General features: G+C 70.1%; 13 protein-coding genes and 1 riboswitch. Of the genes, 1 reads left to right on the forward strand and 12 read right to left on the reverse strand.

Annotation, left to right across the window (positions count from 1 at the left end; all coding sequences use genetic code 11):
• Window positions 1–125 precede the first annotated feature (125 nt).
• Entirely contained in the window at window positions 126–1,808 is a 1,683-nt protein-coding gene (locus AC07RV_RS14120) for an ATP-binding cassette domain-containing protein (RefSeq protein WP_296781338.1), read from the forward strand.
• Here AC07RV_RS14120 and arsC read toward each other — a convergent pair.
• The 12 genes from arsC to AC07RV_RS14180 form a co-directional block, all read right to left on the reverse strand.
• Window positions 1,805–2,188: an arsenate reductase (glutaredoxin) gene (gene arsC / locus AC07RV_RS14125; RefSeq protein WP_208509690.1), complete on the reverse strand. Its 384-nt coding sequence runs from the start codon at window positions 2,186–2,188 to the stop codon at window positions 1,805–1,807. The genes AC07RV_RS14120 and arsC overlap by 4 nt on opposite strands.
• Window positions 2,189–2,222: 34 nt before the next feature.
• Window positions 2,223–2,930 (reverse strand): glutathione S-transferase family protein, encoded by a 708-nt coding sequence (locus tag AC07RV_RS14130; RefSeq protein ID WP_296781337.1) that lies wholly within the window; start codon window positions 2,928–2,930, stop codon window positions 2,223–2,225.
• Window positions 2,931–2,954: 24 nt separating this feature from the next.
• Complete coding sequence (locus AC07RV_RS14135) at window positions 2,955–3,467, reverse strand: 6,7-dimethyl-8-ribityllumazine synthase (protein WP_093342920.1); 513 nt, start codon at window positions 3,465–3,467, stop codon at window positions 2,955–2,957.
• 99 nt (window positions 3,468–3,566) lie between these two features.
• Window positions 3,567–3,738, reverse strand: a riboswitch (FMN riboswitch).
• Window positions 3,739–3,843: 105 nt separating this feature from the next.
• Window positions 3,844–4,938, reverse strand: coding sequence for a DNA glycosylase AlkZ-like family protein (locus AC07RV_RS14140; RefSeq protein ID WP_296781336.1), 1,095 nt, complete (start codon window positions 4,936–4,938; stop codon window positions 3,844–3,846).
• Between the two features lie 50 nt (window positions 4,939–4,988).
• Window positions 4,989–5,867 (reverse strand): sugar phosphate isomerase/epimerase family protein, encoded by an 879-nt coding sequence (locus AC07RV_RS14145; protein WP_296781335.1) that lies wholly within the window; start codon window positions 5,865–5,867, stop codon window positions 4,989–4,991.
• 8 nt (window positions 5,868–5,875) lie between these two features.
• Window positions 5,876–7,081: a dihydrodipicolinate synthase family protein gene (locus tag AC07RV_RS14150; protein ID WP_296781334.1), complete on the reverse strand. Its 1,206-nt coding sequence runs from the start codon at window positions 7,079–7,081 to the stop codon at window positions 5,876–5,878.
• A gap of 19 nt (window positions 7,082–7,100) precedes the next feature.
• Window positions 7,101–8,276 (reverse strand): Gfo/Idh/MocA family protein, encoded by a 1,176-nt coding sequence (locus AC07RV_RS14155; protein WP_209540883.1) that lies wholly within the window; start codon window positions 8,274–8,276, stop codon window positions 7,101–7,103.
• Window positions 8,277–8,317: 41 nt separating this feature from the next.
• Window positions 8,318–9,748, reverse strand: coding sequence for an enolase C-terminal domain-like protein (locus AC07RV_RS14160; RefSeq protein ID WP_296777462.1), 1,431 nt, complete (start codon window positions 9,746–9,748; stop codon window positions 8,318–8,320).
• Window positions 9,749–9,750: 2 nt separating this feature from the next.
• A complete protein-coding gene (locus tag AC07RV_RS14165; protein WP_296777465.1) occupies window positions 9,751–10,530 on the reverse strand; it encodes an ABC transporter ATP-binding protein in 780 nt (259 codons plus the stop codon).
• A gap of 154 nt (window positions 10,531–10,684) precedes the next feature.
• On the reverse strand, window positions 10,685–11,686 hold the full coding sequence (locus AC07RV_RS14170; RefSeq protein ID WP_296777468.1) for an ABC transporter substrate-binding protein: 1,002 nt from the start codon (window positions 11,684–11,686) through the stop codon (window positions 10,685–10,687).
• Between the two features lie 63 nt (window positions 11,687–11,749).
• Window positions 11,750–12,523, reverse strand: a complete 774-nt coding sequence (locus tag AC07RV_RS14175) for an ABC transporter permease (RefSeq protein WP_296777471.1) — start codon at window positions 12,521–12,523, stop codon at window positions 11,750–11,752.
• 91 nt (window positions 12,524–12,614) lie between these two features.
• The gene (locus AC07RV_RS14180) at window positions 12,615–13,598 is read right to left on the reverse strand and encodes a tripartite tricarboxylate transporter substrate binding protein (RefSeq protein WP_093342906.1); all 984 of its coding nucleotides are present in this window, start codon (window positions 13,596–13,598) and stop codon (window positions 12,615–12,617) included.
• Window positions 13,599–13,690 lie beyond the last annotated feature (92 nt).

The raw sequence follows: 13,690 nt of genomic DNA on the forward strand, positions 1-13,690 counted from the left end.
GGCCTTTCACGGCCCTTTCGTTTTTTCCGGAGCGTCCCCCCGAAATGCGCCTTTGAGCCTTCCTTGATCGCCGCGATGCATGACCACCGTGCATCGCCTTGCCAACGATTCATCGGAGGGCCTGCATGGCTCATCGCACGCACGCACCGCGCCCGGGTTCAGGGCCGGACGCTTCCTTTTCTCTTTCCGCCACCGCCGGCTTCGAGCTGCGCCACGCCAGCTTCGCGCTGCCGGGCGGGACCCTGCTGTTCGACGATCTCCGCGAGACCTTCCAGCCCGGGCGCATCGGGCTGGTCGGGCGCAATGGCGCCGGCAAGTCGATGCTGCTCGACCTGCTCGCGGGCCGGCGCGAACCCACCGCGGGCGCGATCGTGCGGCCCTCGCGCCGTGTGCACGTGGCGCAGAACGCCGGCGTCGCGCCGGATGCGGACCTGGCCGCGCTCGCGGGCCTCGCACGCCCTTTCGCCGCGCTCGCGCGCATCGAGGCCGGGCAGGGCACGCCCGCCGACTTCGATGATGCCGAGGGCTGCTGGGACCTGCCCGCGCGCTTCGCGGCCGCGCTCGCCGACGCGGGCTTGCCCTTCGCCATCGACCGCCGCGCCGACAGCCTGAGCGGCGGCGAGCGCACCCGCGTCGCGCTGGCCGGTGCCTTTCTCTCGGGCGCCGATGCGCTGCTGCTCGACGAGCCCAGCAACCATCTCGATGCCGATGCACGGCGCTGGCTGCGCGAGCGGCTCGCGGCCTGGCGTGGCGTGGTGGTGGTCGCGAGCCACGACCGCGAACTGCTCGAGGGCATGGACCGCATCGTCGAGATCACGCCGGCCCGCGGCCTGCGCGGCTGCATCGGCGGCTGGCAGGCCTACAGCGCCTGGCGCGAGCGCGGGGCCGATGCCGCGCAGGCCCGGCTCGCGCATGCGCGCAACGAGCGCGACGCCGCCTTGCGCGAACTGCGCCGGCAGCACGACGCGCAGCAACGCCGTGTTGCGCGCGGCGCCGCCTGGGCGCGCGATGCCAATCTAGGCGGGCTCTACCTGGGCCGCCTCCAGGGCAATGCCGAGGCCCACGCGGGACGCGAGCACGAGTGGCAGCGCGAGCGTCGCGCGGCGCTCGATGCCGCGGTGCGCGAGGCGGCCGCCGGCGTGGCGCCACCGTCGGCCATCGCGCTCGCGATGCCGGGCTCGGTGGTTCCCGCCGGGCGCCGCGTGCTGTGGCTCGAGGGCGCGGTGCCCGCGCAGCCGGCCGGCGCGAAGCCGCTGGACCTGTGCCTGCATGGCCCCGTGCGCATCGGCATCGGCGGCCCCAATGGCTGCGGCAAGACCAGCCTGATGCGCATGCTCGCGGGACAGCAGGCACCGATCGCCGGGCGTTGCGAAGCACCGCTGCGCCCGGCATGGCTCGATCAGGATGGCGGCGCCGCGATGTCGCTCGACAGGTCATTGCTGCAGCAGCTCGATGCGCTGCATTCGCCGCTGCCCGAAGGCGAGCTGCGCACCCGGCTCGCGCTGCTGGGGCTCGGTGCGGCCCAAGTGCTGCGGCCGCTGGCGCAACTGAGCGGCGGCGAGCGACTCAAGGCCGCGCTGGCCTGCGCGCTGTGGAGCGGCGCTCCGGCCGAGATGCTGCTGCTCGACGAGCCCACGAACCACCTCGACATCGCCTCGGTGCTAGCGCTCGAGCAGGCGCTCAAAGGCTTTCCGGGCGTGCTCGTCGTGGCTTCGCACGATGCGCGCTTCCTCGACGCGCTCGCGCCGACCCATCGCCTGGCGCCCGGCGACAACGGCTGGACACTGCGCGAATCCGACAGCCCTTAGGCGGCAGGCAGGATCTCGCGCACCCGCTCCCAGGGCCGGCACATCAGCGTGCCGCGCGGCGACACCACGATCGGGCGCTGCAGCAGGATCGGGTGCTCGACGATGAAGCCGAGGATCTGGTCGTCGCTCCACGTCGGGTCGTCGAGCTTCAGCGTGGCGTACGGTTCTTCCTTCGTGCGCAGCAGCTCGCGCGCCTTCAGGCCCATTGCGTCGGCGAGCTCGCGCAGCTTCTTCTTCGACGGCGGCGTCTTCAGGTACTCGACGATCTCGGGCTCCACGCCGCTTTCGCGGATCAACGACAGCACGTTGCGCGAGGTGCTGCAGTTGGGCTTGTGGTAGATCGTCATCGGGTAGTCGGTGGTGGCTTCTTTGCGGGTCATGGCGCGATTATCGGAAGCTGCGGACCGACGCGCGTCACTCGCCGCGCTCCCAGCCCGGCGTGAACGGAAAGCGCTCGGCCCAGAACGCGGCCAGCCGCGGCTCGGCGTCGACGCGCTTCACCACCTCGGCCATGCGCGGCGCCTCGCGGTAGAAGCGTTCGCGGCACGGTGTCCAGCGCGACATCACGGCCACGTAGAGGTCGAGCATGCCGATGCGCTCGCCGAGCAGGTAGGGCGAGGGCTCGGCGATCTGCGTGTTCATCAGGTGCCAGCAATGGGCCACGCGCTCGGCCGAGCGCTCGAGCATCGCGGGCTGCGCCGCCTTGTCGGGCACCAGCCGCGCGGGATCGTCGCGCACCCAGAACATCGAATAGATCGCGGCCGGCAGGTAGACCATCCAGCGCAGGTACTGCGCGCGCAGCGCATCCCCGGGTGCGGGGCAGAGGCCGGCCTCAGGATGGCGGTCGCCGAGCCAGATCAGGATCGCCGCGCTCTCGGTCATCAGCTCGCCCGAGGGCAGCACCAGCGCCGGCACCTGGCGCATCGGGTTCAGGTTGGCGATGCGATCGCGCTCGGCATCGCCTTCCCAGGTCGCGATATCGACCGTGTCGACCTGGTCGCCGAGGCCGATCAGCGTGAGCGCCGCATGCACGGGCGTCGCGCCCGAGCCGGGCGCGCCGTAGAGCGTGTAACGACCGGGCGCGGCGGAGGGCGGTGAGGTGGGGGATGACGGGGAGGCCATCCACCCAGACTAGCGCGCCCGCGTTCAGGCCGCCAGCAGCGTTTCGACCTCTTGCAGACCTTTCAGCGTCTTGACGCAGGCCTCGGCCACCTCGGAGCCCTTGACCGCGAAATGGCGATGGAAGTACTTGCGGTGCTCCACGTGCTCGTGGAAGTGATGCGGCGTGAGCACGGCCGAGAAGATCGGCACGTTGGTCTCGAGCTGCAGCGACATCAGCGTGCTGACCACCGTGCTGGCCACGAACTCGTGGCGGTAGATGCCGCCGTCCACCACCAGCGCGCAAGCCACGATGCCGGCGTAGCGGCCCGACAGCGCGAGCCGCTTGGCATGCAGCGGGATCTCGAAGGCACCGGGCACGTCGAAGACGTCGATGCGATCGCGCGGCACGCCCAGGCGCTCCATCTCCTCGAGGAAGGCGTCGCGCGCCTGGTGGACGATGTCGGAATGCCACTGCGCCTCGACGAAGGCGATGCGCTGGCCGCGCGGCGCGTCCGTCGCGGCGATGGCGGAAAGGGGAAGGTCGTTGATCTGACTCATGGTGTGCCTCTTCAAAAGCAGGTTTCCTGAATCAGGGCGCACGAAACCACGGAGCAGACCGCACGCTCCATGGCAGGAGCGCGCGGGCCGGCCCGCATTTCGCGCTCTCTTTCATCCGGACTGTGACCGTCGGCCCCGGGATCGCACCGGGTCTGCTGACCCCGCGGCTCGTTGCAAGCCACGGGCGCTCGCGGGCTCATGCGGCGCCTTCGGTTCGAAGAACGCCGCCATCACCGCCGGTGGGGAATTGCACCCCGCCCTGAGAACGCTTGCCCCGGCTCGCACCGGGGCGGGGGCGATTCTAGGCAGGCGGCGCGCCCGGCCCTGTCGCGCACGGGCCAAGACCCCAGGCCGCCGGGGGTGGCCCGTGGCCGGCTCAGCGCGCCGCGAGGAACTCGGCCATGCGCCCGAGCTCGTCGTCGAGCGCCGCGCGGAAGGCCGCGCCGTGCGGCTTGCGGCCCTCGACGTAGCCGAAGGCGGGCTGGGGCCGTCCCTCGGGTGCGCTCACGTTGGCCCAGCCGATCACGCGGTCGTGCCACAGCAGCGGCAGCGCGTAGTAGCCGAACTGGCGCTGCGGCGCGGGCGTGTAGGCCTCGAACTTGTAGGTCCAGCCCCAGAGCAGCTCGAAGCGGCGGCGGTCCCACACCACGGGGTCGAAGGGCGCGAGCAGGCGCACCGCGTCGTCGGGCGCATGGCGGCGCGAGGCCGGGTTCTCGTCGGCCGGCCAGTACCAGGTGGTGCCGTCGATGCGCAGGCTCGCGAGCTCCTCGCGCGCGAGGCGCAGCGCGGCCTGGGTCTGCGCCGCCAGGTGCGGCGCGCCATAGCCGAGCAGCCGCACCAGGTAGGTCAGGCTGCCGGCCGGCAGCGGCGCGTACTTGCGCACGATCAGTTCGATCAGCGCCGCCGCGCGGCGCGCGCGACCGGTCGGGCTCTCGTCGGCCGGCGCATGCTCGACCGCCTCGTAGATGCGCGTGCCGCTGTCGCGCCGCACGACGCGCAGCAGGCCGCGGTAGTGCATGCCGTCGAGCAGGTGCGTCGACGCATTGCCCGAGCCGCCCCAGTAGTTGCGCATGCGGCCGTGCGCGAAGTGCTGCTCGACCTCGCGCGGATGCACGCGCCCGCGCTCGCGCACGAAGGCCAGCACGTCGGCCGCCTTGCGCCGCGTCTCGGCGTCCCAGGGCTTGGCGGCCTCGCGCGGATGCATCAGCGCCAGGTGCTCACGCGGCAGGAAGCCGTAGTTGACCAGGCAGTCCTCCTCGATCGCGAGCCGCGTGTAGCGGCGCTCGAGGTCACCCGCGCGGTAGTCGGTGACGCGGTGGCGCAGCGTCAGGTCCTGCGCGCGCGCCGGGGCGCGGATCGGATCGGCCTGCACGAAGCCGAGCTTCTTGATCGCGCCGGGGAGCGTGGTGGGCTTGAACAGGGTGCGCGCCACGGCGTAGCGGCGCAGGTCGTCGAGGCTGGGGGCGGGCATGGGCGCATTGCAGCACAGGCCGCCATGGCTTGCTCGCCCCGGGGCCGTGCTCAGACCGCGCTGCGATGCCGCTCGATGCAGACGTCGAGCGTCTCGGCCCCCGGCCGCTGCCACCAGTCGAGGTTCGAGAAGATCTCGACCTCGCTGAAGCCCGCGAAGCCGGCGTCCTCCACCCAGCCGCGGATCTTCTTGAGCTCGACCACGCCGTCGCCCATCATCCCGCGGTCGGACAGCAGGTCGCGCGTGGGCGTGAGCCAGTCGCAGACGTGGTAGGCCAGCAGGCGCTCGCGGCCCGCGCGCGCGATCTGCTGCTGCAGCTTCGGGTCCCACCACACGTGGTAGATGTCGAGCGCCACGCCGAGCATGCCGCTCCTGCCCGCATCGAGCTCGTCGCAGAGGTCGAGCGCGTGCTCGAGCGTGTTGATGCAGGCGCGGTCGGCCGCCTGCATGGGGTGCAGGGGCTCGATGGCCAGCGGCATGCCGACCTCGCGTGCGTACTCGAGCGAGGCCGCGATGCCGTCGCGCACCTCGGCGCGCGCCCGCGCGATGTCCCGGTAGGCGGCCTTGCCGTCGAGCGCGCCGGGCAGCGCGCCGACCACCAGCACGAGGCAGGGCGCATCGAGCGTCTTCGCCTCGTCGATGGCGCGGCGGTTGTCGTCGAGCGCGGCCTTCAGGCCCGCGGCATCGGGCGCCGGGAAGAAGCCGCCGCGGCAGTAGCCCGAGAGGCCGATGCCGTGCGCCTTCAACTGCCGCGCGATCCTGTCGATGCCGACGGCCGCGACCTGGTCGCGCCAGGGGCTGATGGCGCGGATGCCGCGCTCGGCGCACTGGTCGACGATGCGGTCGAGCGGCACCTCGACGCCCGACTGCTTGCGCACCGTGGCGGTGTTGATCGAGAGCCAGTCGTGGTTCTGCGAGAAATCGCGCATGGACAAGCTTACTCCACGCCGTGCAGCGACAGCAGCGTGTTCATGCGCCGCACCGCGAGCTCGGGCTGCTCGAACAGGTTGGCCGCGTCGGCCAGCCGGAACAGCTCGGCGAAGTGCTGCAGCGAGCGCGTGCTCTGCTGGCCGCCGACCATGGTGAAGTGCTTCTGGTGGCCGTTGAGCCAGGCCATGAAGACCACGCCGGTCTTGTAGAAGCGCGTGGGCGCGGCAAAGATGTGGCGCGACAGCGGCACGGTGGGGCCGAGGATCTCGTGGAAGCGTTCGACGCGGCCCGCGGCCAGTTCGCCGAGGGCGGCGCTGGCGGCCGGCGCGATGGCGTCGAAGATGCCCAGCAGCGCATCGCTCTTGCCGTGCGTGGGGTGGCTGCCGTGGCCGTCGCCCGCGATCAGCTCGGCGTAGTTGAAGTCGTCGCCGGTGTACATGCGAGCGCCCTGGCCGTCGGGGCCGCCGGTGGTCGGCAGGCGCCGGCGCATCGCGATCTCCTTGTCCTTGTCGAGCAGCGAGATCTTGATGCCGTCGACCTTGTCGGGATGGGCCGCGATCACGCCGAGCGCGGTCTCCATCGCGGCATCGACGTCGGTCGTTCCCCAGTAGCCGGCCAGCGCGGGGTCGAACATCTCGCCGAGCCAGTGCAGCACCACGGGCTGCTTCGCCTGGCTCAGGATGCGGTCGTACACGCGCTCGTAGTCGGCCGGGCTCTTCGCGACGCGCACCAGCGCGCGGCTGCACATCACGATCAGCTTGCCGCCGAGCTTCTCGATGGCGGCCATCTGTTCCTCGTAGCCGCGGATCACGTCGTCGACGCTCTTCACCGCATCGAGGTCGAGGTGGTCGGTGCCGCAGCCCGAAGCCACGAGCGCGCCGGGGATGTCGCTGGCGGCGTCGATCGAGCGGCGGATCAGCTCGAGCGAGGTCGGCCAGTCCAGGCCCATGCCGCGCTGCGCGGTGTCCATGGCCTCCGCCACGCCCAGGCCGAGCGCGTAGAGGTGGCGCCGGTAGGCGAGGGTGGCGTCCCAGTCGACCGCGCATTGCAGCCAGGGATCGATGGCCGCGAGCGGGTCGGCCACGACGTGCGCGGCCGAGTAGGCGATGCGGTCGAAGCGCACGCCCGCGGGCGGCTTCGGCGGCGTGCTGCCGCGCAGCGCGTAGTCGGCGAGCGCGCCGCCGGCGGTGGGGAGCTTGAGCGAGAGGGCCATGCGGTCGGGTCTCCGGGTCTCAGACCTTCAGCGCGGGCACGTCGACCCAGCGGCGGTCCTGCCACGATTCGAGCGCGGCCTCGACCAGCTGCACGCCCTTGGCGCCTTCGGGCAGGGTCCACTTGTAGGGCGCGTCCTCCACCACGTGGCGGATGAAGTGTTCCCACTGGATCTTGAAGCCGTTGTCGTAGACCTGCGAGTCCGGAATCTCCTGCCACTGGTCGAGGAAGTTCATGGTCTGCTTCTCGTCGGGGTTCCACACCGGGCGCGGCGTGGCCACGCGCGACTGGGCGCGGCAGCTCGACAGGCCGGCCACGGCCGAGCCGTCGGTGCCGTCGACGTGGAAGGTCACGAGGTCGTCGCGGCGCACGCGCGTCACCCAGCTCATGTTGATCTGCGCGATCACCGGCTCGCCGTTGTGGCCGGTGAGCTCGCAGGTGGCGTAGGCGGCGTCGTCGGCCGTGGCCTCGTAGGGCTGGCCGGCCTCGTCCCAGCGCTTCGGGATATGGGTGGTGCCCAGGCACGACACCGACTTGACCTCGCCGAACAGGTTGTCGAGCACGTAGCGCCAGTGGCACATCATGTCGAGGATCATCCCGCCGCCGTCTTCCTTGCGGTAGTTCCAGCTCGGGCGCTGGATCGGCTGCAGGTCGCCCTCGAACACCCAGTAGCCGAACTCCAGGCGCACGCTGAGCATGCGGCCGAAGAAGCCGGCGCGGCGCAGCATGTCGAGCTTGCGCAGGCCGGGCAGGAAGAGCTTGTCCTGCACCGCGCCGTGCTTGAGGCCGTGCTTCTCCTTGGCTTCCTCGGCCAGGCGCGCGATCTCCACTGCCTCGTTGAGGTTGGTGGCGATGGGCTTCTCGCAGTAGACGTGCTTGCCGGCGCGGATCGCCTTGGCCAGCAGGGTGGGGCGCATCTGCGTGGTGCCGGCGTCGAAGAAGACGGTGTCGTCCTTGTTCTCGAGCGCCTTGTCGAGGTCGGTGCCCCAGCGCTGGATGCCGTGGGCCTTGGCCAGCGCCTCGATCTTCTCGGCATTGCGGCCGATCAGGATCGGGTCGGGCATCACCTTGTCGCCGTTCGACAGCGTCACGCCGCCCTGGGCGCGAATGGCGCAGATCGAGCGGATCAGGTGCTGGTTCATGCCCATGCGGCCTGTGACGCCGTGCATGATGATTCCTAGACGTTGGGTGGGCATGTTCTTTCCTTGAGTGAGAGAGGGGACGGAGAAGCGCTGCTTCAGTAGACGGAACGCATGGCGTCCCACGAGATGCCCGCGCCGGGCTGGCCGGTGGCGAAGCCGGGCGCAAAGGCGAGCGAGGACAGGGCGAGCTGTCCGCCGCGGATCGCGAGGCGCACCGCGCCATCGCTGGATTCGTAGAGATCGGGGTGGGCGCGCAGCAGCGCGTGCTGCTCGGCCTCGGGCACGGCCGCGAGGCCGTTGACGTAGTGGTGGCCGTTGCGCTCGACGTGCGAGAGGCCGAGCCAGCTCACCAGCGCCAGGTCCTGCTGCACGCCGAGGCCGGCCTGCATGGTCAGGTCCTCGCCCGAGAGGAAGTAGCGTGTGCCGTCGTCGGCCGCGTTCCAGCGCGCGCAGCGCGCCGCGTTGACGGCCGACTTGTAGAAGCCCTTGCAGCTCTTGCTCGACACGCCGGTGTAGCCGAGTTCGCGCGCCCGCACGAAGGCATCGAGCGTGGCGTCGGATTCGTCGATGAGCAGCGGGATGCGCCGGCCGAGCGAGCGCACATCGCGCTCGAGCGCGGCGTCGCGCCGGATCGGCTGCTCGACGAACACCGTCCTCTTCGCCAGCGCCCACAGCGCGGGCGTGGACAGCAGGCGGTCGAGGAAGGCGGCGAAGGCATCGGCATCGGCGTACTGCTCGTTGCCGTCGAGCGTGACCAGCTGCGCATGGCCGTCGATGGCGCGCGCGATGCGCTCGAGCCGGTCGATGTCGCGCGCGGTGTCGCCGCCGAGCTTGAGCTTGAAGTGCGTGAGGCCGTAGCGGCGCACGGCGGCCACGAGCGTGGTCGGCAGGCCGTCGGCGGGCGCATCGGGCAATGCATCGTCGTCGTCGATCGCGTCGGCCAGGCCCACGGTGTGGCGCGCGGCGATGCGCTCCGCAGGGTGCTGCCGGGCGAGGAAGGCGGGCATGTCGAAACCGGCGAGGTCGTCGGCCAGGCCGCTGCCCGCGATGTCGATGCCGCCGAGGTTGGCGCTCATCGCGGCGGCGAAGCCGGTGCCGGCATGCAGGCACAGCGCATCGAAGATCGCGCGGTCGATCAGGGCCGGCCCATATCCCGCCACCAGCGGCTGCAGGCCCTTGGCACGGGCGCGCGCCATCAGCGCGGCGTAGTTGGCGGCGAAATGCGTCCAGGCGGTCTGGGCATCGGCCTCGCCGGTGTAGGCCTCGCGCGCGTCGCGCAGCGCGAAGCGCAGCTGCTCGAAGTTCTGTTCGTTGGTGAGCGCCGGGTTCTTGTCGAACCACTTGGGCACCATCATCTCGGCCGCGCAGCCGCTGGCCGTGCGGCCGTCCTCGAGGCGGATGCGCGCGCGCACGTAGACCTGCGGGCAGGCGGTGACGGTGGCGGCGCCGAAGCGGAACGGCAGCCGCAGCGCGACGTCGCGCTCGGCGAATCGGATCTCCTCGACGTGGAAACGGGGCGCGTCCATGGTCAGTGGTCCAGGATGCCCTGCGAGAAGAAATGCGCGCGCACCAGCTTCGTGTAGTGGCCGAACTCGCTCGAGGCCATCATGTCGAGGGTGCGGGCGCGCGGCAGTTCGATGTCGTAGACGGCCGCGATCGAGCCCGGGCGCTCGCTCATCACGATCACGCGGTCCGACAGGAAGATGGCTTCGGGGATGCTGTGGGTGATCAGCATCACGGTCTTCTTCGAGGCCATCCAGATGCGCTGCAGCTCGAGGTTCATCTTCTCGCGCGTCATCGCGTCGAGCGCGCCGAAGGGCTCGTCCATCAGCAGCACCGACGGATCGTGCAGCAGCGCGCGGCAGATCGAGGCGCGCTGCTGCATGCCGCCCGAGAGCTGCCACGGGTATTTGCGCTCGAAGCCCTTGAGGCCGGCCATGGCCATCAGCTCGTGGGCGCGCGCCTTGGCGGCGTCCATCGGCAGGTGGCGCATCTCGGCCTGCAGCAGGATGTTGTCCTCCACGCTGCGCCAGGGCAGCAGCACCGCGCTCTGGAACACGATGCCCACGTCCTTCTGCGGTCCCTGGATCGGCTTGCCGGCCAGCGTGAGGCTGCCGCCGCTGATCGGCAGCAGGCCCGCCACCATCTTGAGCAAGGTGCTCTTGCCGCAGCCCGAGGGGCCGACGACCGAGACGAACTCGCCCTCGCGGATCGCGAAGTCGAGCGGCTTCAGCGACTCGACGGGGCCATCCTTGCTTTGGTAGATCTTCGAGACGCCGCGCGCTTCGATCAGTTGGACTGGAGACATGGAGCGTAGTAAAGGACGAAGCGAACGAGGTGACGGGGCGCTTGTGGCGTTTTCGGGGAACACCGCGGAACCGGCTTTGCCGGGCCGCTGGTGTTGCCCCCGGTAGGGGGTGGGAGAAGCGACACGAAGTGCGCGGAGCCTGGGGGCGAGCTGTTTACGGCAGGAAATCGAGCGTCACGTAGTCTTCTGGTTTGCCGCGCGTCGAGGCGTCCATGCCGCCGTACTGCACCAGCAGGTCCAGCGACTCGTTGACGTTCTTCATCGCCACGCGGAAGGGGCGCTGGTTCGCCGTGTCCTTGGTGTGATAGAGCGCCACGCTCTGCTTCATGCCCACGATCAGCGTGTCGCGCACGCCGGCCTTGGGGTTGGCCTTGAGCATCGCGTCGACCGCGGCCTCGGGGCTCTTCTCGGCGGCTTCGGCGGCCTTGGTCGAGGCGCGCATGAAGCGCTTCACCAGGTCGGGGTTCTCGGTCAGCAGGTTCTTGTTGGTGATGATCCCGGAGCTGATCTGGTTCACGCCCGAGTCGGCGAAGCGGATCGGCGACACCGGCTTGCCGGTGGCGTCCTGCAGCTTGATCGCCTGGTCCATCACGTAGCCCAGCAGCAGGTCGGCCTGGCCGTTGATCACCGCATTGAGCTTGGTCTGGCCATCGCCCGAGACGATCTTCACCTGATCGGGCTTGATGTCGTTGACCTTGAGGAACAGCGGCCACATCTGCGACATCGAGTCGCCCGGCGTCACGGCCACGGTCTTGCCGACGATGTCCTTCGGCGTCTTGATGTTCTTCTCGGTGAAGCCCATGACCGACATCGGGCTGACCTGGAACAGCACGCCGGTGGACTTCAGCGGCGCGCCCTTGGCGGCGGCCTTGATCATGGTCGTGACGTCGATGTAGCCGAAGGTCGCCGACTTGGCGGCCACCGCCTGCGCGGTGACGGCGGAGCCGCGGCCTTCCTGGATGTCGAGGTCGATGCCTTCCTCGGCGTAGAAGCCCTTTTCCTTGCCGAGGAAGAAGGGCGCGTGCTCGCTGTACAGATACCAGTTGAGCATCAGCGTGACCTTGTCCTTGGGCTTGTCGCCCTGCGCATGGGCGGGAGCGATGGCGAAGGTGGCGAGCGCGGCGGCGGCGAGCAGCGGGGGAAGCAGTTTCTTCATGTCTTGTCTCCAGGGAGTTGTTGGCGTGGGCGAAGGAACCAGAAAGAAAAGGGGCGGGGTGGATCAGTCCGCGTGGCGCTGCGAGGCGTGCCAGGGAATCATCAGGCGCTCGACCAGGTCGACCGCCACGAACAGGATCACGCCGATGCTCGAGAGCACGACCAGCGCGGCGAACATCAGCGGCAGGTCGAAGTTGCCGTTGGCCACCTGCAGCACGTAGCCGATGCCCGAGTTGGAGCCGACGAACTCGCCGACCACTGCGCCGACGACGGCCAGCGTGACCGAGACCTTGAGGCCGCTGAAGATCTGCGGCAGCGCCTGCGGCAGGCTGATCTTGAAGAAGGTCTGCAGCCGGCTCGCGCCCATCGAGCGCGCGAGGTCGAGCATGTCAGGCTCGACCGACTTGAAGCCCATCACGGTGGAGACCACCACCGGGAAGAAGCCCAGCAGGAAGGCCGAGATCACCTTGGGGAAGATGCCGAAGCCGAACCACACCACGAACAGCGGCGCGATGGCGACCTTGGGGATGCTCTGCGAGAACACCAGCAGCGGATAGACGTAGGACTCGACCAGCCGCGAGTAGGCGATGACCATCGCCATCGGAATGCCGATGAGGATGGTGAGGCCGAAGCCGCCGAGCGTGGCCAGCGTGGTCTTCCAGCTCTCGGCCAGCAGGCGCGGCCATTCGTTGACCAGCTGCTTCACCACCTCCCACGGCGGCGGGATCAGGTAGGCCGGGATCTTGAAGAGACGGATCGCCAGGTCCCACAGCACCAGCAGCAGCAGGATCAGCAGGAAGGGGCGCAGCGCCGGGGAGAGCAGGAGTTTGCGGATCATGGAGAGCGCGCCGGTGGCGGCGCGGGACGTTCGGTCGGAAGTCGGTGGGCTGCGGGCGGAGCGGGGGAAACGGGGGCTGGCGGAAGCGGCGTTACTGCTGGACCGCGAGGCCGGCGGCCTTCACGAGCTCGGCGTTGCTCGCGATCTCCTGCTTGATGTAGGCATCGAACTGCGCGGGCTTGAGCGTCCAGGCATCGGCGCCGAGCTTGAGGAAGCGCTCCTTCACCTCGGGCGTGGCGAGGGCCTTCGCCACCTCGTCGTGCAGGCGGTCGACCACGGCGCGCGGCGTCTTCGCGGGCGCCATCATTCCGATCCAGAAGTTGAACTCGGAGCCGGGCACGCCGGCCTCGGCGGTGGTGGGCACGTCGGGCAGGGCGGCCGCGCGCTTGGGCGAACCCACGGCGAGTGCCAGCAACTGGCCTTCCTTGATCTGGCCGATGACCGGCGCGATCGGCGAGAAGTAGTAGTCGACGCGGCCCGAGAGCACCTCGGTGACGGCCTCGCCCGATCCCTTGAACGGGATGTTGGTCGCGTCGATCTTGGCGGCCATCTTGAACTTCTCGGCGTTCAGGTGCGTAGCGCTGCCTTGGCCGGCCGAGGCGAAGTTCATGCTGCCGGGCTTGGCGCGCGCGGCGGCCAGCAGTTGCGGCAGCGTCTTGATGTTCTTCGAGGGCGCGATCACCAGCGCGTTGGGCAGCGAGGAGATCGGCGTGACACCCGCGAAGTCGTTCACCGTGTCGAAGGGCAGCTTGGCGAAGGTGGAGGGGCTGACCGTGTGCGACGAGGAATGGATCATCACCGTGTAGCCGTCGGCCGCCGCGGTGGCCACCGCCTGCTGGCCGATGGTGCCGCTGGCGCCGCCGCGGTTCTCGATCACCAGCGGCTGGCCCATGCTCGCGCCCATCTTGTCGGCGATGGCGCGGGCAATGATGTCGGTGGTGCTGCCGGCCGCGAAGGGCACGATCACGCGGATCGGCTTGCTGGGGTAGGCGGCTTCCGCGCCGGCGAGGGCGGGGAGCAGGGCGCCCAGGCCGACGATCGCGGCCAGCGTGGCGGTGCGTGCGAGTTGCTTCATGGGTGGTGTCTCCGCGCGGCGGTGCCGCTGGTGTCGTTGCGAGCTTAATTCACCAATAAGTGAATTGCTGATTCTAGGAACGCGGGCGCGGC

Source organism: Variovorax sp. GW821-FHT09B01 (assembly GCF_059418345.1).

Excerpts from the sequence above, each read along its gene's own strand:
- AC07RV_RS14175 (WP_296777471.1), bottom strand. The coding sequence starts at position 12,523 with ATGATCCGCAAACTCCTGCTCTCCCCGGCGCTGCGCCCCTTCCTGCTG.
- AC07RV_RS14135 (WP_093342920.1), bottom strand. The coding sequence starts at position 3,467 with ATGAGTCAGATCAACGACCTTCCCCTTTCCGCCATCGCCGCGACGGAC.
- AC07RV_RS14145 (WP_296781335.1), bottom strand. The coding sequence starts at position 5,867 with ATGCGCGATTTCTCGCAGAACCACGACTGGCTCTCGATCAACACCGCC.
- AC07RV_RS14170 (WP_296777468.1), bottom strand. The coding sequence starts at position 11,686 with ATGAAGAAACTGCTTCCCCCGCTGCTCGCCGCCGCCGCGCTCGCCACC.
- AC07RV_RS14150 (WP_296781334.1), bottom strand. The coding sequence starts at position 7,081 with ATGGCCCTCTCGCTCAAGCTCCCCACCGCCGGCGGCGCGCTCGCCGAC.
- arsC (WP_208509690.1), bottom strand. The coding sequence starts at position 2,188 with ATGACCCGCAAAGAAGCCACCACCGACTACCCGATGACGATCTACCAC.
- AC07RV_RS14140 (WP_296781336.1), bottom strand. The coding sequence starts at position 4,938 with ATGCCCGCCCCCAGCCTCGACGACCTGCGCCGCTACGCCGTGGCGCGC.
- AC07RV_RS14160 (WP_296777462.1), bottom strand. The coding sequence starts at position 9,748 with ATGGACGCGCCCCGTTTCCACGTCGAGGAGATCCGATTCGCCGAGCGC.
- AC07RV_RS14130 (WP_296781337.1), bottom strand. The coding sequence starts at position 2,930 with ATGGCCTCCCCGTCATCCCCCACCTCACCGCCCTCCGCCGCGCCCGGT.
- AC07RV_RS14165 (WP_296777465.1), bottom strand. The coding sequence starts at position 10,530 with ATGTCTCCAGTCCAACTGATCGAAGCGCGCGGCGTCTCGAAGATCTAC.
- AC07RV_RS14155 (WP_209540883.1), bottom strand. The coding sequence starts at position 8,276 with ATGCCCACCCAACGTCTAGGAATCATCATGCACGGCGTCACAGGCCGC.
- AC07RV_RS14180 (WP_093342906.1), bottom strand. The coding sequence starts at position 13,598 with ATGAAGCAACTCGCACGCACCGCCACGCTGGCCGCGATCGTCGGCCTG.
- AC07RV_RS14120 (WP_296781338.1), top strand. The coding sequence starts at position 126 with ATGGCTCATCGCACGCACGCACCGCGCCCGGGTTCAGGGCCGGACGCT.